This is a genomic window from Colwellia psychrerythraea 34H (assembly GCF_000012325.1).
In the GTDB taxonomy this organism is placed as follows: domain Bacteria; phylum Pseudomonadota; class Gammaproteobacteria; order Enterobacterales; family Alteromonadaceae; genus Colwellia; species Colwellia psychrerythraea_A.
Genome location: NC_003910.7, coordinates 1341145 through 1361812, shown reverse-complemented (window position 1 = coordinate 1361812; position 20668 = coordinate 1341145). Strand labels below are relative to the sequence as shown.

At 38.4% G+C, this 20668-nt stretch carries 18 protein-coding genes; 8 read left to right on the top strand and 10 right to left on the bottom strand.

Annotated elements, in window-relative coordinates; genetic code table 11:
- Positions 1 to 100: 100 nt before the first annotated feature.
- Together CPS_RS05875 and CPS_RS05870 are read right to left on the bottom strand one after the other, a co-directional pair.
- The gene (locus CPS_RS05875; RefSeq protein ID WP_011042159.1) at positions 101 to 886 is read right to left on the bottom strand and encodes a prolyl hydroxylase family protein; all 786 of its coding nucleotides are present in this window, start codon (positions 884 to 886) and stop codon (positions 101 to 103) included.
- A 56-nt stretch (positions 887 to 942) separates the two neighbouring features.
- A complete protein-coding gene (locus tag CPS_RS05870; protein WP_011042158.1) occupies positions 943 to 2274 on the bottom strand; it encodes an aldehyde dehydrogenase family protein in 1332 nt (443 codons plus the stop codon).
- A gap of 155 nt (positions 2275 to 2429) precedes the next feature.
- On the opposite strand from CPS_RS05870, the gene CPS_RS05865 reads away from it, so the two are divergent.
- A complete protein-coding gene (locus tag CPS_RS05865) occupies positions 2430 to 2786 on the top strand; it encodes a winged helix-turn-helix transcriptional regulator (protein WP_011042156.1) in 357 nt (118 codons plus the stop codon).
- Positions 2787 to 2880: 94 nt separating this feature from the next.
- On the opposite strand, the gene CPS_RS05860 is transcribed toward CPS_RS05865, so the two are convergent.
- Positions 2881 to 3891: a cyclase family protein gene (locus CPS_RS05860; RefSeq protein WP_011042155.1), complete on the bottom strand. Its 1011-nt coding sequence runs from the start codon at positions 3889 to 3891 to the stop codon at positions 2881 to 2883.
- A gap of 104 nt (positions 3892 to 3995) precedes the next feature.
- On the opposite strand from CPS_RS05860, the gene CPS_RS05855 reads away from it, so the two are divergent.
- Together CPS_RS05855 and CPS_RS05850 are read left to right on the top strand one after the other, a co-directional pair.
- Positions 3996 to 4952, top strand: a complete 957-nt coding sequence (locus CPS_RS05855) for a LysR family transcriptional regulator (protein ID WP_011042154.1) — start codon at positions 3996 to 3998, stop codon at positions 4950 to 4952.
- A gap of 80 nt (positions 4953 to 5032) precedes the next feature.
- A complete protein-coding gene (locus CPS_RS05850) occupies positions 5033 to 6316 on the top strand; it encodes a lytic murein transglycosylase (protein ID WP_011042153.1) in 1284 nt (427 codons plus the stop codon).
- Between the two features lie 47 nt (positions 6317 to 6363).
- On the opposite strand, the gene CPS_RS05845 is transcribed toward CPS_RS05850, so the two are convergent.
- The gene (locus tag CPS_RS05845; RefSeq protein WP_011042152.1) at positions 6364 to 7128 is read right to left on the bottom strand and encodes a Crp/Fnr family transcriptional regulator; all 765 of its coding nucleotides are present in this window, start codon (positions 7126 to 7128) and stop codon (positions 6364 to 6366) included.
- A 360-nt stretch (positions 7129 to 7488) separates the two neighbouring features.
- Between CPS_RS05845 and dnaK the strand changes: the two genes are divergently transcribed.
- Entirely contained in the window at positions 7489 to 9390 is a 1902-nt protein-coding gene (gene dnaK / locus CPS_RS05840) for a molecular chaperone DnaK (protein ID WP_011042150.1), read from the top strand.
- A 608-nt stretch (positions 9391 to 9998) separates the two neighbouring features.
- Positions 9999 to 11273, top strand: coding sequence for a bifunctional glutamate N-acetyltransferase/amino-acid acetyltransferase ArgJ (gene argJ, locus CPS_RS05835; protein ID WP_011042149.1), 1275 nt, complete (start codon positions 9999 to 10001; stop codon positions 11271 to 11273).
- 55 nt (positions 11274 to 11328) lie between these two features.
- Here argJ and CPS_RS05830 read toward each other — a convergent pair whose 3' ends face one another.
- On the bottom strand, positions 11329 to 11523 hold the full coding sequence (locus CPS_RS05830; protein WP_011042148.1) for a (2Fe-2S)-binding protein: 195 nt from the start codon (positions 11521 to 11523) through the stop codon (positions 11329 to 11331).
- A gap of 209 nt (positions 11524 to 11732) precedes the next feature.
- On the opposite strand from CPS_RS05830, the gene CPS_RS05825 reads away from it, so the two are divergent.
- Entirely contained in the window at positions 11733 to 12437 is a 705-nt protein-coding gene (locus CPS_RS05825; protein ID WP_011042147.1) for a VC0807 family protein, read from the top strand.
- Between the two features lie 385 nt (positions 12438 to 12822).
- Positions 12823 to 14055: an endonuclease/exonuclease/phosphatase family protein gene (locus CPS_RS05820; protein ID WP_011042145.1), complete on the top strand. Its 1233-nt coding sequence runs from the start codon at positions 12823 to 12825 to the stop codon at positions 14053 to 14055.
- 64 nt (positions 14056 to 14119) lie between these two features.
- On the opposite strand, the gene CPS_RS05815 is transcribed toward CPS_RS05820, so the two are convergent.
- Both CPS_RS05815 and CPS_RS05810 read right to left on the bottom strand, forming a co-directional pair.
- The gene (locus CPS_RS05815) at positions 14120 to 15037 is read right to left on the bottom strand and encodes a pyridoxamine 5'-phosphate oxidase family protein (protein WP_011042144.1); all 918 of its coding nucleotides are present in this window, start codon (positions 15035 to 15037) and stop codon (positions 14120 to 14122) included.
- Between the two features lie 9 nt (positions 15038 to 15046).
- Positions 15047 to 15481: a VOC family protein gene (locus tag CPS_RS05810; protein WP_011042143.1), complete on the bottom strand. Its 435-nt coding sequence runs from the start codon at positions 15479 to 15481 to the stop codon at positions 15047 to 15049.
- 146 nt (positions 15482 to 15627) lie between these two features.
- Here CPS_RS05810 and CPS_RS05805 point away from each other — a divergent pair, with 146 nt between their 5' ends.
- Positions 15628 to 16173 carry a TetR/AcrR family transcriptional regulator gene (locus tag CPS_RS05805; protein WP_011042142.1) on the top strand — a complete coding sequence of 182 codons (546 nt, stop codon included), beginning with the start codon at positions 15628 to 15630 and terminating at the stop codon, positions 16171 to 16173.
- A 72-nt stretch (positions 16174 to 16245) separates the two neighbouring features.
- Here the strand turns inward: CPS_RS05805 and CPS_RS05800 are convergent, their stop codons facing one another.
- The 3 genes from CPS_RS05800 to CPS_RS05790 form a co-directional block, all read right to left on the bottom strand.
- A complete protein-coding gene (locus CPS_RS05800) occupies positions 16246 to 17436 on the bottom strand; it encodes a PQQ-dependent sugar dehydrogenase (RefSeq protein ID WP_202944302.1) in 1191 nt (396 codons plus the stop codon).
- A 264-nt stretch (positions 17437 to 17700) separates the two neighbouring features.
- Positions 17701 to 19251: a DEAD/DEAH box helicase gene (locus CPS_RS05795; RefSeq protein ID WP_011042139.1), complete on the bottom strand. Its 1551-nt coding sequence runs from the start codon at positions 19249 to 19251 to the stop codon at positions 17701 to 17703.
- A 565-nt stretch (positions 19252 to 19816) separates the two neighbouring features.
- The gene (locus CPS_RS05790; RefSeq protein ID WP_011042138.1) at positions 19817 to 20434 is read right to left on the bottom strand and encodes a DUF5610 domain-containing protein; all 618 of its coding nucleotides are present in this window, start codon (positions 20432 to 20434) and stop codon (positions 19817 to 19819) included.
- Positions 20435 to 20668: the final 234 nt, after the last annotated feature.

Below are 20668 nucleotides of genomic sequence, written 5' to 3'. Positions count from 1 at the left end.
TCAAGAGATACCAAAATGAGTAGAAAAAGCGAGACAACCTCCACTCTTTCTACTTTCTTTTTTGGAGGCTACCATCGCAACAAATACCTCCAAAGCAAGCTTACAATTCAAATAAAACATCCGTACGGATTATATACTTAACCCCATCAGTAATAGGTACTGAACTGTGTATACAATGCAATGGGTGCATACCGTGAGGGAAGCATAATATCCCGCCAGCCGGGGTTCGAACATCAACATTTTTAACATTGTCATTCGATGTTGCAGGCTTAGTAGGATCATCAGCATTCACTAAAAATCGCGTTTCACCTCCTTGGAAATCTTCGCTTAAAAATATTAAAAAAGTCATTTGGCTATAACGATCAGGATAAGCATTAGCAATCAACTCGTCATTAATAATGCGGCTACCCGGCCAAGAACCATCAGAATGGGGTTTGAAATAGTCATCGGGATTATAGCGATAGAAACGAAAACGCGCATTGATCCCCAACGCTTTACTGCCACCAAATATAGCCTGTCTATCATCCATTAAATGCGCAATTCGCTGCCAAATAATGCCATCAGTTTGTTCATCAACTATCCAAGTTAAGCTATCATTATGACGAACACTTCGTGGCAAAGAGACAGCGGCATCGGGTAAAAATTCCAACTGTTCACTAATACTAATTAGCTTTTCACACTCATCTTTTGTCAATACATTGAATAATTGAAATGCACCAGGGACCTGAGTCAATTCATGTCGTTCAATATCATTGATATCAATACTATCACTTAAGTTTGCAGGATTTACTTGGTGATTACCCCATGCAGGTAAAGCAGGATGCTCTGCTCCGGGCTCTAAAGCGGCGATAAAAAAGTCAGCGGTTTTATCTATTTTTTGATTCATATTTTACTCTATCATTTATACCAATCGGATCAATTTATTGATCCGATTGGTATTATTTATTTGTTAATAATTCGCAGCTGGGAAAATTGACGATGACCCGCAGCAGTTCCATGAAAGCCGAAGCCACTTTGTTTAGCTCCAACCCAGGGTCCAAGACCGCCAGCACCTTGATTGACAGCGACCATGCCAGCTTCCATTTGCTCTGCAACGGCATTGGCTCCAGCACCACCAAATACTACGGCGCCTAAACCGTATGGACTGGCATTAGCTCGTTCAATCGCCTCAGATAGTTGCTCAAAGCGGCTGATAGCTACCACAGGACCGAAAGTTTCATCTCGCTCTAAAAGCATATCAGGTGTGATGCCAGTTACGACTGTAGGTTGTATATAAGGTAATGCATAATGGTGCTTTCCTAATAAGAATGAAGCACCTTTTGCTTGAGCATCTTCAAGTTGAGACAACACATTAGCATGCTGTTTAGGATTAACAATCGGGCCAATATTGACATTATTCTGATCCCAAGCGCCCGCTTGATAGCGACTCGCTAACGCAACTACTTTCTGCTCAAATTCATCGGCTATACGTTCATCTACATAAATACGCTCAGTAGAAGTACACATCTGACCGGTATTTTCAAAAGAGCTAGCCACCGCAAACTGAACTGCTCTATCAATATCAGCGCTTGCCATAACGATAAGTGGATCATTGCCTCCCAACTCCATCACTAAGCGTTTAAGTCCTGACGCGGCACTTGCCATAATATGCTTTCCAGCAGCTAATGAACCAGTGAAAGCCACCATATTGATGTCGGCATTAACCAAAGCTTTACCGGTTTTTGCATCGCCATGTGCTATTTGTAGTACATTCTCAGGTAGCACTTGGTTTAATGTTTTAACAAAAAGGTCAGCAACTAAGGGCGTTTCTTCTGATGGTTTTAACACTACACTATTACCTGCAATTAGCGCAGGCAGCAATAAGTTATTCGCCATCGCCAATGGATAATTCCAAGGTGAGATAACGGCGACTATGCCTAATGGCCGATATTGCATCTCAGCATTGCTTCCCATTGACTCCGCTTTTAAGGCTTGCGCTATTTCCTGAGTAAAATAGGCCGCATTTTGGACAGTGCCAGCCACCTCGTAACTTGCTCTACGATAATCTTTACCCATTTCTTTACTGATCAATAATGTTAGTTGCTCTTCTACCTCAGCAAGACGCTCGTAGGCTTTCATTACTTTTTGTTGGCGTTCATCAAGAGATAGAGCCGACCATGGCTTTTGTGCTTTTTTTGCACGCAAAACAAGCGCGGGCATGTCTACTGGCTCCGTAAGAGGTACTTCACCCAAAGGCGCTCTATTAATTGGATCATAAGAAATGAGTGTTTGCATAAACTGGCTTCCTAAATTGCACTACAGTGAATATGAGCGTTAACAGTTAACGTTAATGCATCTTGATTGGTAACGGATAGTAGTATTATGCTAGAGTGGTTAATTAAAGCAACCAGTATACTTTTAGTAACCACTAAGTTGAAAATAGAAATAAAATGAAAAATACAATTAAAACAAATAGTAATGTTAAAAAAATAAATTTAGAAAGTTGTGAAGAACCCTGTCTTATTGAGCGGGGCATGCGGGTTTTAGGGGGTAAATGGAAAGCGTCTATCCTCTGGCATCTAAAAGATGGTCCAGTTCGTTTTAACGAACTATCTCGCATGTTAGGTGGCGCAAGTAAGAAAATGGTCGATCAGCGCTTGAAAGAATTGGAATCACAAGGCCTAGTTACCCGTGAAGTGATCAGCGATCGCCCTATTGCCGTCGCTTATGAAATCACCGATTTTGGCCGCACGGCATTAGATATTTTAGAAAAACTCAAAGATTGGACCGAAGACAACGGCCTTTAATCCTTTGATTTAGCATACGTTATAACGATAAGGAGAACGACTAACTCCCCTTATTTTCAATCAACAAACCGACTTACTTGGCTGATCAAACAACTTAACGATGACGGTGGACAAATTTTACTGGTTCTTTGGTTGCCGTTTGTCCTTCACATACCGCCATCACTCTTGCTGGACCACCCGTGCCACCCACATGGTTTAATGCTCCAACCATCAATGAACAGTCACCTTGCTGTTGAGCTAATAATGAAAGATTTGTCAGATTTTCAACAATTAAGATGTCACGTTGATATAAACGAACATGTGCTGGCCACGCGTTGCTCCATTTGTCGTCACTGCCTTTCGCCCCCTGTCCAGAATCAGTACTAAAACTGTCAGCGGCAATACCCGATATCTTGACCTTTTTTTCTTCCATAATTTTGATAATTTCTTCAATAGCTTCTCTGGTAAACCCAGGGTGGTTTAGGCCATTAACATACTGCGACTTATTCCAGTCTTCGGTACCTGAAAAATAAAATTGTTCCCAACCAACACGACCGACTAACCACGCGCCATCGGTAATTTGATCGGCAACGGCTCGAATATCAGCGGCTCTGATTGTCGCTTGTGATTTATCAGAAAAATCGGTGATATTGAGATCTGTGCTTGGTTGACCATCATTTTTATCCAGTTCGGCTTTTACCCTATTAGATACATCAATTAGCACAATATTTCCGGTTAGTTGCTCGCTGTCCAATTGATGTGCTGCTTTACGATTACTAGCAGGAATTGCCCCTTTCTCTGTACTATTTACATCGTTTTGATAGTGATTAGGGGCATTAAAACTGGTGCCGTTATGCTCTTGAATTAAAATAGCCCGACTATTGAAATGGCCCTGGCTAGTTGCCCATTTATCGATAGGATAGAGTATGGCTTGTTGATAAAACCCCGCAATTGGTGTGCTGTTATCAAGAGGCTGATTTAGATCTGGCTTGGTCGCATCGCTTTTGCTTGGTGCAAATGTTGGGATTGGATGGCTAAGATCGATAAACTCCAAACGGTTAGGTTGTGATACCGATGCGCAACCTACATTAAGTAACAGGGTGCAGCCAATAATTAATTTTTTCATTTTATTATTCCTTAAAACATTAAATTCTCTGGCAACATAGTAACCGTCCTTATGATGTGATTAAATATCACCAACTTCATATTACTTGTGACAAAACTTCACCTATGGATAAGTTAAGCTTACTAAAGCTATTTGTTAACGCGGTTGATCATGGTGGTTTTGCGGCGGCTGCAAATCACTTAGGTTTGTCTGCATCGACCGTGAGTAAAGGAATGGCACGCCTTGAAGATAATCTTAGTATTAAACTATTCAACCGCTCTACCCGTCAGGTTCATTTAACTGATTCAGGTTCTCGTTATCTAATCACGGCAAGGCGAATAGTCTTAGAGCTAGAACAATGTGAACAAGACTTAAAACAAACCAATGATCTGCCATGTGGACAGGTTAAAGTAAACTTGCCAGTGTCTTATGGTCGGCTTTATGTGATGCCGTTATTACAGGAGTTTACTCAGTTATATCCAGACATCACCTTGGACGTTTCGTTTAATGATAGTTATGTTGATATTTTAGAACAGGGCATTGATTTAACCATTCGTACCGGTAAACTCGATGACCAACGGCTGGTTGCACGTATGCTGAGCCCAATTGATTTTATTCTTTGTGCCTCACCTGCCTATATTGCTGCTAATGATTTTCCTGCCTGCGCCGCAGAATACTCTCAACATAGTTGGATTCGTTTCAAATACCCTCAGTCTGGACGTTTAATGCCCATCACGGTCGATGAAGGTCATGGGGTTGAGAGTTATGATCCTGGCAGTCAGTATATTGTTAATGATGGTGAAGCTCTGGCTGAGCTATGCGCCCAAGGGCTTGGTTTAACCCAACTACCCCATTTTATTGCCCGCGACTGGCTGAAATCGAAAAGCATTGTCCCTATTTCATCTTTTCTTCGTTCATCAGAAGGCGTTTATTGTGTTTATCCAAAACGCGAGTTTTTACCCACAAAAGTCAAAGTACTCATTGAATATTTACTCATGAAAATTGAACAAAATGGTGAGAATACTTATCACACTTGGGCTGAAACCTTACAACCGGTAGCACATGAAAAAAACGGTGATTAATGATTGTTATCAAGGTAAAATTTAACCATAGAATTGCTACTTTTTCTTAATTTTCAGCTTTAGCCAAGGAATGCCCATTCATGCTCTCGTCAAACCGACTTATTAAAAACACACTCAATCTTGTTCATTTTAGAAAATTAATCATGCTATGCGCATTATTTCCTTTATTAGCGAACGCCACAATTGCCGATGAGGATTTTCTCCAGTGTAAAGTAAACTTAGCTAAACGCGCTGAAACCGCGGGGTTTTCATCCTATATAACCCAAACCGTTATTGATAATATTTCCCCCATTAAGCGAGTGATTGCTTTAGATAAAAAACAACCTGAATTTACCCAAACCTTTGAGCAATATATTAAAGCAAGAGTTACCGATTATCATGTGCGAGTGGGAAAAGAGAAACTAAAGAAAAATAAAAAACTGTTTGATGCCTTAGAGAAAAAATACGGCGTGCCACGCCAATATTTAGTCTCTTTTTGGGGCTTAGAAACAGTCTTTGGCAAGCATAAAGGTAAAATGTCGGTACTTAACTCTTTAGCCACCTTAGCCTGTGATGAACGTCGTAGTGAGTTTTTTACCCTAGAATTATTAAACTTATTCACCTTAATTGAAACCAAGCAAGTTGCTGTTGAACAACTGCAAGGCTCTTGGGCTGGTGCGATGGGCCATATGCAATTTATGCCTACTGCCTTCTTAAAATATGCCGTTGATGGTGATAATGATGGCAAAGTCGACATTTGGAAAAGCGAGGTTGATGCCTTAACAACGGCGGCCAATTACTTAAATAAAATCAGTTGGCAGCCTAAAGAACGCTGGGGCCGAGAAGTTAAATTACCAACAAACTTTGCCTTTGATAAAGTGGCTTTTGATCAATATTACCCACTTGATTATTTTAAAGAATTAGGCGTAAAAAAAACAAATAACCATTCATTATCAACTTATGACATTCAGGCTGAGCTATATCTACCTTCAGGCCATAAAGGACCTGCATTTTTACTCTACCCTAATTTTAATGTGATTATGACGTGGAACCTTTCGAAAAGTTATGCACTGTCAGTAGGCTTATTAGCTAATAAATTAGTTGGCGCTAAAGGCATTGAGTTTTCACACAAAGAGCAAACTAACGTGAAACCTTATAGTGTTGCACAGATGAAAAACCTACAAAGCCAACTCAATTCATTAGGCTTTGAAACAGGTGAGCCTGATGGTATCTGGGGACCTAAAAGTAGACAGGCCATTCGATCATTTCAGCTGCAACATCAACTGATTGCTGATGGATACCCAAATAAAGAAGTTTTTGTCAAAATTAACTTAGTGACTAATAAAACCAGGGATAATATGTCGAACATCAATCAAGAGAGTTGATTGATGTATGCGTTTACGGGGTTAAGTCATTAACTTTTATTGTGCGGTTAGGACTTAGACAAAGGAGCATTAGCTAAATTTTGCGTGTATTTTGCTTCTTTTTCTAATGCTTCTAAATCTTTAATAATGAGTTGATTACGCTTTTTATCAATGACGTCTTCTTTTTTCCAGTGCTGTAATTGTTTATTAATTACTTGCCTTACAGAGCCAGTCATCCGTGCCAACGTTTCATCGTTTAACCCATTCACTAAATGATGCTGGTGCTCTTCTTCTTTAGTACCCGTGTAAAACTTAATTTTATTAATGTGTTCTAAAATAATACGGCTTAAACGTGTGGTTACATCGTGTAAAATTAGACTACTAGCCTGTTGTTCTTTTTCACGCATTTTTTTGGCTATATAAGGCATGAATTGTTGGTTAAATTCCGGATAAGTCCACAACCAATATCGCATCGTTGAAAGTTTGACTGATAATAATTTTACCGTTGTTAAAGGTGAAATAATGACTTCATGGGGTTGATTGTCTAATAGCACCATTAAATCAAAACAATCGCCAGCATAAAGCATGTCTAACGTTGCTTCTCTGCCTGTATCAGGGTTACTTTGTTTAATTTCTATATTACCTTCAATCACAACAAAAAAGCGTTGTGTTAAAATGTCAGAATTAATGTAATCGCCCTTATTCCATTGATTAAGCTGAAATTCTTGTTGAAAATCTTCAATTAATTTTGTCGGTAAATCGGCAAAAAGATTAGCTTGTTTAACTAACGCGGGATTCGCTTTTTGAGGTAATTGAGAAACATCTTTATGCATAAATAAAGTAATTTTAGTTGTAACCTAACTAGGTATTTTATTCTACCGAGTTATGACTATATAGCAAAAGTTAATGTTAGCTTTAATCACCTCACACTCCCATCGCCTTAATACATTGATATTTAACTTTAAAAATTAAACATAGAAACTTACGCATACTGTCATATTTATGACAGAAGCACTTCCTTACCTTGAGTATCATAGCCTCATAAACCAAACATCTAACGGTAAACCATCAATCTTCGTCGGTTTATCTCGGATTGTTTTAGGGGCAAAATTACTTACAAGTAATTGCCATACGGTTCATTTTTTATGAACCCCTTTTTATTAGATTCTTTTATTAGATAACAGGTGATTATTATGACTAAGATTATTGGTATAGATTTAGGTACAACAAATTCATGTGTCGCGGTTATGGAAGGTGGCATTGCCAAAATTATTGAAAATGCAGAAGGTAGCCGCACAACCCCATCAATTGTTGCTTATGCAAATAATGAAACGTTAGCGGGTCAACCCGCAAAAAGACAGTCCGTGACCAATTCTACCAACACATTATTTGCGATTAAGCGATTGATTGGTCGTAAATTTGACGATAAAGAAGTGCAAAAAGACATTAAGTTAGCGCCTTATAAAATAGTAAAAGCGGACAACGGTGATGCGTGGGTTGAGGTCGATGGTAAAGCATTGTCTCCACAAGAAGTGTCAGCACAAATTTTACGTAAATTGAAAAAAGATGCTGAAGCCTATTTAGGTGAAACGGTGACAGATGCGGTTATTACCGTGCCGGCATACTTTAATGATTCGCAGCGTCAAGCAACCAAAGATGCAGGTAAAATTGCAGGACTTAATGTTAAACGTATTATTAATGAACCCACTGCCGCAGCATTAGCCTATGGCGTTGATAAAAATAGTAACGCTGATCAAAAAGTGGTGGTTTACGATTTAGGTGGCGGTACTTTTGATCTTTCAATTATTGAAATATCCAATGTAGACGGTGAAAAACAATTTGAAGTATTAGCAACCAATGGTGATACCTTTTTAGGGGGTGAAGATTTTGATTTACGCTTAATTAATTACCTTGCTGATGAATTCAAAAAAGAAAGTGGTATTGATATTCATCAAGATACTTTAGCGTTGCAACGCATTAAAGAAGCGGCTGAAAAAGCGAAGATCGAGTTATCATCGGCACTACAAACAGAGGTGAATTTACCGTACGTTACGGCTGATGCCAGTGGTCCTAAACACTTAAACGTAAAAGTTACTCGAGCAAAATTAGAATCATTAGTTGATGATTTAGTAAAAAGCACCATCGCACCGTGTGAACAAGCATTAAAAGATGCTGGTTTAAGTAAAGCTGATGTTAGCGAGGTAATTTTGGTGGGTGGTCAAACACGTATGCCAAAAGTGCAAGAAGCCGTTAAAACCTTCTTTTCTAAAGAACCACGAAAAGATGTGAACCCAGATGAAGCGGTTGCAATGGGTGCTGCAATTCAAGCGGGGGTGATGTCAGGCGCTGTAGATGATGTGTTATTACTTGATGTAGCACCACTATCACTCGGCATTGAAACGTTAGGTGGTGTAATGACTAAACTTATTGAAAAAAACACCACTATACCAACCCGCGCTTCTGAAACGTTCTCTACGGCTGAAGACAATCAAGCTGCGGTAACAGTACATGTGTTGCAAGGGCAACGTGAAATGGCAACAGATAATAAATCGTTGGGTCAATTTAACTTAACGGATATTAATCCAGGTCCACGAGGCTCAGTACAAGTTGAAGTTACCTTTGATATTGATGTTAATGGTATTTTGAATGTGTCAGCGAAAGACAAAGCAACAGGCAAGGAGCAAAGCATTAAAATTACCGCCTCAAGTGGCTTAACGGAAGATGAAATTAATCGCATGGTGAAAGAGGCTGAACTGCACGCGAGTGAAGACAAACAAAAGCGTGAGTTAGTTGATCAACGTAACCAAGCAGATCAATTAATTCATACCGTGCAAACGTCAATGACGAGTTTAGCTCAAGATCAACAAACGGAGCTTAAAACATTAATTGAGCAACTGAAAATGGCAGTTAATGGCAGTGATAAAGCTGCAATTGAAATGCGTCAAAGTGCATTACAAGAAGCTTATAGTAAAACCATGCAAACTGAACAAGCGCAATCGCAACAAGCAGCTCAGCATCAAGGTAACGCTGCCAATGATGGCGCTAAGGATGAAGATATAATTGATGCTGATTTTGAAGACGTAAGCAACGGTTAATCATGAAGTGATTACTGATAAGTTAACTTTTAACAAATCTGGCTTATTAATATCATTCTTATAAAGAGTGAAAGTAAAACCCCTAACATTTATTGTTGGGGGTTTTTTATTACTTAACCTGAACTCTGGATAAGCAGCACTTGCTCAACATTCCTCTTCATCCAATTCTCAGCGTTAAAACGTCGATAAATAGCCAGCTATTCATAAACGTTTTGCCTTGATAATTGAATAAAATAAAACATTGATAAAGCGTATAACTACTTTAATTTTATTACTTTTCATACGTAACAATCTAAGTTGTTGATTTTACTTAAACATCAAGCACTCATTATCCAGAGTTCAGGTTACTTAAAAAATCTACGCTTTAAAAACTAAATTTAATAACTCAGTTTTAATAAATAACAAAAATGCAACGTTCTCCGGTGAGATACATTCAGCACTGTTACTTTGAATGTACCTGAATATACTTGAATGGATTCTAAAGCGAGCAAAAGAATGTCGAGACAACAGAAAACTGCATTTTATCCTAGGTTACCTAAATGATTCTTTTGCATAAAAACCCATAAAATAGTAATATTTATCTACTTTTATATTATTAATAATTCTTTATGCCTGTCAATTTACCTGAAATAGTCCCTGCTTCACTTACGCCAATTCAAGGCATTCGCCTAGGTTGGGCTGAGTCAAATATTAAAACACAAAACCGTAAAGATTTACTCGTTATAGAAATCTGTGATGGTAGTGCAGTCTCTGGTGTTTTTACCCAAAACCGTTTTTGCGCTGCGCCAGTAACCTTGTGTAAAAAACATTTAGATGCAGTAAAAAATAATGCTACTACGGGAGGCAATGTGTCAGGCATCAAAGCATTAGTCGTAAATACAGGCAATGCTAACGCAGGAACAGGCGAGCAAGGCATGTTAGATGCACTAACAACCTGCCAACATTTAGCTGAAATTATGGCTATCCCAGTAGAGTCCATATTACCTTTTTCAACAGGCGTAATTTTAGAACATCTGCCTATGGATAAGCTCTTAGCAGGTTTACCACTTGCGGTGACTAATTTAACTACTGACAACTGGGCTGATGCTGCTTCTGCAATTATGACCACGGACATTGCCCCTAAAGCTTATGCGACTCAGGTAAAGGTTGGTGGTGAAAGCATCAATATTACCGGAATATCCAAAGGCGCTGGCATGATCCATCCTAATATGGCGACCATGTTAGGTTATGTAGCAACCGACGCTAATATAACGCAATCGTTATTAGATAGTATGACTAAAGAAATTGCAGACTTATCATTTAACTGCATCTCTGTTGATGGCGATACTTCAACAAATGACTCCTTTATTGTTATTGCTACCGGGAAAAGTAATGCCGTGGCTATCACAAGCCCTAATGATAAAGGTTACCAAGAAGTTTTTGATGCCTTACTTGAAACCTCTCAGTACCTAGCTAAAGCCATCGTTCGTGACGGCGAAGGCGCAACTAAGTTTATAACGGTCACCGTTAAAGGTGCGTTATCTATTGATGAAGCAAAAACTATCGGTTTTTCTATTGGTAAAAGTCCCTTAGTAAAAACAGCAATGTTTGCTTCTGATCCTAATTTAGGCCGTGTACTTGCTGCTATTGGTTATGCTTCACGTGAGTGTGATTCATTAGCTGATTTAGATACCAACCAATTAGAACTTTATTTTGGTGGTTTATTAGTGGCTGAAAAAGGGGGACGTGCCGCAAGTTATAAGGAAGATGAAGGACAAGCGATAATGAACGAAGCAGAAATTGATATTACCGTGCAACTCCATCGAGGCAATGAAGAGTCAACTATTTGGACCTGTGATTTTAGTTATGATTACGTCAAAATTAATGCAGAGTATCGAACTTAACTGCATTGATAGAACAACATTTCACCACTAGTTATGTCGTGTTTTCTCTAACTGTTCAACGGTTAATATTGTCAACTAACTGTTGAACATGGTCATGGCATTCGCCGCATCGAGGGAATGTATCATTGTATTGCATGATTTCAGCATACTCTTCTTCGCCTTCATGAATAGCCTCTTCAATATTATCGATATATAGCTCATTGCAAGTGCACACTAGCGTTGGGTCTTGCAGTTTTCTTTTTTCATTCATAATAATTGGCTTTATCTGAGTAAAATATTTTTAGGTTAAATTTAACTTCAATGATTATACCTATAACCAAGCAAGATGCATGTTTCAGATTGTTGGAATTAAAATAACTGCGTCAGAATCAATTATCTTACCTGCCCCTTTAGCTTTGTGATCTAATACCAGATGAAATATACTTACTTATCTCAGTGTTTCCAAATTATGAAGTTATCGTGTCTATTCAAACAAAAGCCAAACGCCCTAATAATATCCTGTTAGAAGTCATTTTTAATATTGCTGTTCCATCGATTGTTTTAATGAAGTTATCGGGAGATGAATATTTAGGCTCTATGTATGCTTTGATTTTGGCATTATTATTTCCTATTAGTTATGGTTTGTATGACTTTATTAAAAACAAGTCGATGAACTTTATTTCATTACTTGGCTTTTTAAGTACCTTCTTAACCGGTGGCATTGGTTTATTTGAATTAGATGTGGAATGGTTAGCCATTAAGGAAGCAGCAATACCTTCAGCTATAGGGCTAGTAGTACTTATATCAGGCTTTTGGGGCAAACCGCTTATTGCCAAAATTTTATTAAATCCTATGTTATTTAATTTAGATTTAATCTATGAGTCTCTATCAAATAAAAATAAAACAGATAAATTTAAAGCTAAAATTCAGTGGGCAAATCACTTGTTAGCAGCAACATTTGTTTTTTCTGCGACGATGAATTATCTATTAGCAAAATGGATAGTAGTTAGTCCTGCAGGTACCACGCAGTTTAATGAACAGCTTGGAGAAATGACTTTATTAAGTTATCCCGTCATTGCTATACCTTCAACGATAATGTTGATGGCAATCATGTTTTATGTGGTCAAAAGTGTGATGAAGTTAACGGACTTAAAATTAGAGCAAATATTAAACGCTGATAAATAGAGTCCCTTCCCCACAACAACATTACTGGTTTTTAATTAGATAACTTTATTATACTCATGTTACCTCGAAATGCTCGTTTCAGCGAGAATTTAAAGGCTTAGAGGCAAGGCATTGATTGAAGAGTATGGTTATTCCCTTGTCAAAATCAATAACGCCGCATTTAAGCCTTTAAAACTCGCCCTTCGGGGACGCCTGAGCAAATCATGTTTGTCGTTGCTCCTTTTTTTAAGGGAACAACCATTAATAAAAATAAGCGCCTTGATCATGAATTGCTCAGGCGTCCTGAAATAGACATTTTGAAGTATCATGAGTATATACCCGCTCCATTTGAAGATGCATGATTCAGACTTCCTGAAACGAGCATCTTCAAGTGGAACGGGTATAAATGATGAGGTACAATTATCACTCATCACTTAGGCGAGTTATCATCATCAGCGACAACAATAAAACAGAAATAGATCAATCCCCTTCTTCTGAAACCCTCTCAGTATCTGTAGCAAATACGCAACTTAAAGTTGCTACTTTCAACTTGTTTAATTACCTTGAACCGCCAAATGCTTATTATGAATTTGAGCGCATTTATAGTGCTGAGCAATGGGCAAAAAAACAGAAATGGGTTGCTGAGTATCTAAGTGAATTTCAACCTGACATTATTGGTTTTCAAGAAGTTTTTAGTGCCGATTCATTAAAAGAATTAGTTGCCGCACAGGGGTATGCCTATTTTGCAGTGGTTGATCAACCTACTGTTATTGATGACTTTATTTATCGTAGTCCGGTGGTAGCCATCGCCTCTCGTTATCCTATTACTGAGGTGGCTGCAGTAAAAGCAAATACTGAACTAGCGCAAACATTAGGCTTAGCCAATGATTTTTCTTTTAGCCGAAAGGTCATTAGAGCGACTGTTGAACTCCCGCATATGGGCAAGTGTGATTGTTATGTTGTGCACTTTAAATCTAAGCGTTCGATGATTGAAATCGATGAGAAAAAGAACCATTGGTCGCCAGAAAAAACGATTATAGAAAGTCTAAAAGCTAACGTGGCGGGTGGTTGGGGTTCAACCATACAACGCGGCAGTGAAGCGACGTTATTAATGATTGATATGATTGAACGACGCGAGGCTACAGGCAACCCTATGGTATTAATGGGGGATTTTAATAATACCTTAGACGATGGTGTGTTAAGTCATTTGCTGACAAATACTTTACGTTTTGTTTCTGCCATTGACCGTGATGCTTATCTTGCTAAGTATTGTTTAAATGATGCGTGGGATTTACTTCAAACAGCAATCAAGAATGAACAACATGAAGCGAGTAAAGCTGATGAAGATAGTAAAAACACATCAGATATAGTAGAAAAAAATGATACTGCTGATACTAAAAATAGTAGTGCTCGCGAAGAGCAAATTGTGCGTACGCCAACACATTATTTTGGTGCTGATAGCTCGGTACTCGATTACATTTTATTATCGTGTGAATTTGATGCCAGTTACCACGACAGTCTTTATCAAGTCAGCGCTTACGATACTTACGATCGACACTTAATTAATCCTATTTTCGAGCGTGATGGCGAAAGTACAGATCATGGCATTGCGTTAGTGACATTAACGTTAAGATCCTAACACCAGTAAAATATTTAGGGTGAAGTGTTCATATCAAGCTTTAACGTCATTCATTATCTAATGCTTAAAATTGTTGGATATAAGCTAAGCCATTATTGAATTGCTCTATTTTTATTGGCGTAAAACATAACGAGCGCTTTACCTTTCCAGCAGCTAACACCACGCTATCTTGCTGCTCATCATGCCATAAGATTTCACTTGATACAGCGATCTTCAAAACATGCCCTGTCTGCCAATCACAGAATAATAAGCTCGCGATAGGGTTTTCAAGTAGATTACCTAAAGTATTAAAAAAACCATTACCCACATAATCATCAACCAATAATTGTCCGGCTGCATTAATCGAAACAAAGCCAACTTCACCTCCTCGGTGAGAAACATCAACACCTCGGTTCCTAAATTTCTGTCCATCATCAAAACTACTAGCAATAAAGAAAGTATCTGCGCTAGAGATTATCTCTCTATATTTTTGACTAAGTTGATCGAGGCTCACAGTGGTAAATTCACTATAAGATCTATTCGGAGCAAACTCTTTTGGTTGAATATATTTTGGGCAATTACCGTAGCTTTGTAACACCTTAACCTTAATATTTTTTTGATTGATATCAGTAATAACACCATTAATACGGTTACGTCTTTTAGTATCAAATTCAATCCCTACTAGCCCAATATGGTCACCTTCCCTTAGATCCTCAATGATAAAATCGCCTATAGTGCTTTGAGTATTAATCACTAATTCAGTTTCAGTCGGTGATTGAATAAATCCTGGCGCACCAAATAAAACACTGGCATAAGCGTTTGAACAATGATCGGTATAACCTACAAATATCATCGACAGTGACTGAAAAAAATCACGGTGTTGTTGTGGCATAAATTCACGAATAAATTTAGGGCCAATTTCTGCCATACGTTCATCAGTGCCTGCTCGTTGCTGAACAGCTAACTCACCTTGGTGCCAACTAGAGACTATTTCATTGTCCATTACTGTTCCTTAGGCACTAATTAATTCAAGTCTAATACCACCTGGAATAACACACATCATGTGCTGAAAAGGTGATTGTCCTAATGGCTCCGGTGCAAATTCAATATCAACATTATCAAGCGTAGCAAATTGCTGATGTAAATATTGTAAGTGCTCAATATTAGCCACCTTAAGTGCAAAGTGATGTAAACCAATATTGTTTTTACGGTCGAATTCAACTGAATTTTCTGAGTCGTTAACTTGCCATAGTGTCAACATCACAGTGCCATCAGAAATAAAAATTGACGGATATTCTTCTTGTCCACCAACGTGATGAAAATTCATCTGTTCAATGAAGAAAGTAGATGTTTGCTTAATATCTGGCACAGTAAGTCCCAGATGATGAATACCTAACGTATTAGTGGTCGCGATATTAGCATTGGAGTCAGTTGTGGTCTTGCACATAAATAATGGCCTTTCTTTGGTATGATTAATTAAAATTCACACTAGGTGAACAGATCTGTACATAAGCATAGGTGAACAGAACTGTTTACGTCAAGCGAAAAATTGGTATAATTTAACAATAACTACAAAAGCAATGATGAAATCACATGCAACCAAGAAGACAACACCTGATCGATACGGCGTTAACATTATTCAATCAGCAGGGATATCACGCGACCGGTATTGATTTAATTTTGTCTCAAGCCAAGGTATCAAAAGCCACCTTGTATAAACATTTTCGCAGTAAAGATGAATTGATACTTGCCGTATTAGAGCAACGACATCACCAAGTATTATCGATGCTATCGTCTAAGATAGACGATCTAGAAAAAGAGAGTTCTCTTGGCATATTCGCTATATTCGATGCGTTGCACGAGTGGTTTAATAGCGATACTTTTTACGGCTGTAATTTTATTAATGCCAGTGCCGAATATTCTGACGCCCAACATCCAATCTTTTTATTCTCACAAAAACACAAACAACAGGTTGTAGAACTTATTAAAACTAAGTTACCTGCTGGAAATGAAAGTAAAGCAGATCAAATTGACTTATTGATTGAAGGGGCTATCGTGATGGCGCACACCAGGGGCATGAAAAAATCAGCATTAATGGCAAAAGAAATGGCAAAAAAACTGATCCTGCCAAGTGATTGATAAATAATACCTAAATACTGATCAACATAAGGTTTTATAGATAAACAGCTGATTTATATCGTGAAAAACTAATTAAAGCTTCGGTATTAATTTATAAATCCCTTGGCCATCCACCGCAACATAAACATAGCCGTCTGGTCCCTGCTTAATGTTGCGTACTCGTGTAAGTTCATCTTTAACGACTTCCGCCTTAACAGCTTTATTTCCTGCTAAAGTAACCATAACTATCTGGCCAAACTTTAATGAGCCTACCAGTATATTACCCTGCCAATGAGGATATTTATCACTGGTTACAAATGCCATACCTGAAGGTGCTATCGAAGGATCCCAATACCATAACGGTTGTTCCATGCCTTTCTTTTGAGTTAAGTCGGTAATCTCAGTACCTGAGTAGTTAATACCATAACTAATGATTGGCCAACCGTAGTTTTTACCTTTGCCGATAAGATTAACTTCATCACCACCACGTGGACCATGTTCATGAGTCCAAATATCGCCAGTTATTGGGTGTTTAACCATACCTTGAGGATTACGGTGACCATAGGAATAGATAGCCTTTTTAGCTTTATCATTATTAACAAAGGGATTGTCATCAGGTATACGGCCATCATCATGTAATCGATAAACCTTGCCTGCATCGCGTGTAATGTCTTGAGGGTTGACATCTCTTTGACCTCGGTCACCAATAGAGAAATACAAATACCCTTGGTTATCAAAAACTAACCGACTACCAAAATGAACACCTTTTCTACCATAAGCTTGAGCGACATAAATATCTTCTTGGTCGGTTAGCATCTTGTCATTGAGTTTAGCTCGCATTATCGCCGTGCTTTTATTACCTTTGTTATCTTCTTTTGCGTAAGAAAAATATATCCAACCATTGTTGGCATAATCTGGATGTACTGCGATATCAAGTAAACCACCTTGGCTGCCAACCGCTATCTCTGGCAAGTCGGAAATTGTGTCAGCAATGCTTTGTCCTTTTTTTAGCCTCTTTAATTCGCCGTCACGCAGGGTAATTAATAAATCACCATTAGGTAACCACGCCATTCCCCAAGGTATTCCGCTATCAGCAAAGTGTAATTTAGCCGTGATATTTTCATTAAATTGACTAAGGCTGGCCAGTAACGTTTCATTGCTATTTGCAACAAAAGGAACAAGTGTACAACAGGCTATTATGGATAACGTTTTTCGGGCTAACTTTATCTTGAGCTTGATATTACGGAATAGTGACATAGTGGTTATACCAATCGGATTAATCATGATGAGTCGATATTTCATCATAATCAATTTAGCAGTAATTTAAAGCGAAACTTGTTACAAGTAATGTCAACGGAGTAACATAGGCTTTTCTGTGGGTGTGTATTGGTTGAATTATTCGCGTGAAGGATCTTTGACTAACTTTTACTCTGGCTCACCTAATGTCGAAGCGCAAGCCTGCACAAAACAGGCATTATACCCATCGGATTAAATGCCTCTCCTGTGAATCAACTTGTGAAAAGCCTTTATTTTATTCAGCTATATATTTTAAGACTTGGTTACTACTTCTTTGACACCTAAATCTTGCATAGCAATTGAGGTTATCAAGTTGCTAACTCTGAGCGGTAAACCTCTAATAGATTGGTTTTGGGCGTGTAATCCTTCAACTAATGCAGTGCAGCTATCAACTAATGCATCACTATAAGCAAACCCTATCAGGGCAACTAACTTAACCATAGCTACTTCATCAAGCATTTTGCTACTTTCGTCTTGCTGTTCATACACGATATTAACCAATTCGATAGTGCTGACCAGTTTTTCCATTCTAGGGTTTAACCTGAGTAACGCTGCTGCTCTATTACTTGCTGCTCTATCAACAAGTTCCTTGCTGGCAACCAACCCATCCCGAGGTTTTCTGCGAATAACAGGTGCTCTTTTCTTGACAACCTTACGCTCGATTGATTCATTGTAGGTGAACTCGCCATCAACAAATTGACCTATATTGGTTACGCTCAATCGTTCAGCCATTATCGCTGCAGATTTCGAAGTTTTACGAGTAAAATCTCTAAGATCCTCAGCAAAACCATGGGTAGAAATACATTGTGCTAAATCGAGTATTAATGCACTAGTCTTGCCCTTTGACGCACGCAAACACCTGCCGATAATCTGCAAGTACAATCTTAATATCTTGGTCGGTCTAGCTAAAACAACGCAATCAGTGGTGGGATCATCAAAGCCAATCGTTAGCATAGACATATTGATTATTAGCCTAACTTCGTTTGACTTATATCTACGGATGCTTTCATCATTTTCATCAGACGAACGCTGAGAATGAACACGCTCATGTTCAATACCAAGTAAATCAAAAGCCTCAGACAGTGACTCTACATGATTAATAGAGTTAGCAAACAGCATTACTTTACGACCATGAGATAGTGCATCATCAACGGTCTGTTGTGCCACTAAAGAGCAATGTTCCAGTAATATATTATCTAAACCAGAGACACTAAAGTCACCTCGATACATTTTGACAGCACTGTAATCTATCTCTTGAGATAGACTAGGTACTTTGTAAACCGGCTTGGCTAATTCACCCGCTTCAATCAGCATCTTAGTAGTCGTTTCTTCAATCAATTGCATCGACTTATCAATATAAACGCCTAATCTATCAATGGGCGTGGCAGTTAGGCCTATAATTAAGTCAGGAGATAACTCTTCACGCATCGCGATATAAACGCCGCCCATGCATCCCACATGATACTCATCACGTAAAAGCACATCGCACTGTATGTTTAGGTGTTTTCTTCTGCCAAATGACTGCTCCATTACCAAAGTAACATCACCGCCAGCTATATACTTATAACCTGACTTAACAACACTAACAGACAAGCCATTAATAGTGAGGGTGTGCAATAATTGAGGAACCAATGCCGCATTACGTAAACTAATGACGACTTTCTTGTCCGGCATTGCTTGGCACAATTTAAGTATACAGATACTCTTACCGCCCCCCGTAGGTAATGCAATAATGGAGTTAGCTCCAGCGTCAATAGCCTTACGGACGCTGTTAATCTGATAATCTTTTTCTAATACCTTCATGCCATACTACTCGGGCTTAATTCTAGTGTTTATCTGGTAAAATCCAGTAAGTGTTACGTCTTCGTTTTTTACAACGAAACCTCTCTTCAATAAGATTCAGGCCTGATTTAACACAAGTCTTTTCAAGAGGGGGCATCATTATATACCTAAACTACTGCAAGATGCAGAATTGAGCGTGACTAAAGAAGTATTTAACTACAGATCAAGATCAAGATCATAGATAGTTGACTGCTTGAGTTGAGTTTTTTGCTCTTTTTCGCCCAAAAAATAGAGCGTTATTATATATTCAAATTACTTTAAAATGCAGGATTCAGCAGGAATTAGAAAGACATCAAGACAAGGCATTGATTGAATAGAGTGGTTATTGAGGAAAATATGCTCAATATAATTACGTCTGCATTCTCTAATAAGCTGTATTCGTGCCGTGTCCTTCCCGAAACCAATAACATAACATAAAGCATCGAAACTAGCCCTTGGGAGGATACTGAATCAGAGTACAATGGCGTAGATTCAGCTTATCAATTAACAAGAGTACCCTTGCTAATTCCACGAAATTATCTAGGGGTTACTCTTCTTCTGTCTGACTAAAAGAATCAACGAAAGACTGTAATCCTTGTTGCACTAATTCATAGGTTTTATCAATATTAGTAGCAATATCTCCCTCTAATACTTTTAAACTACCAAGTATATCTTTGGCTTCGCTAAAACCTTGCTCAATACCGCCACCAATAATATCAACAAAACTCGCTAACGATTCTTCTGCATCCATTTCCGGGTGCTGCTCTCGATAAGAGCCCAATAACTGAGTGCTAAACGAAACAATACGCTCCGCAGTTGCTTCGGGACTAAAATCAATGCCTGACTCATAAGCATCTTCAACGCTACTTTCAACCCCGCGTTCTTTAAGCGCTTCGTTGATTCCCTGTAAGGCGGTTTTTAACAACAGTGACAGCGGTTGATCACCGACTGTGTTACTAAATTTCAATGTCGACTCTATAATTGCAGCATTAAGTTGTTTTTTATTACTGACAGAAATAGGCTCTTGTACTTCCCCTATTTTTTTCTCATGGGCAAGATCCGATACTTGTTGACCCATGGGTCCATTTTCTTTTTTATCCTGCGCTTTTGCTAAAGATCGAACATCTTGGCTAAAGGTAGCATTGGGTTTAATTGATGAGTCCATAATATCTATCTCTATTTATCAAAGCATTTATTAAAACATATATAAGAGTATCGGCACGGTGAAGTATAACTTAAGCACCAAGTCCTAGAAGTTAGGACAGCTAATTATTTTATTCATTATCGGAAGTATAATCGTCATGTCGCCCGCTCAAATAATAACGTTATTAAGATAAGCCCAATAAACACTAGATTAAGAAATGATAAGCTTGTGATAGTATTTAAGCTACCTGACCAC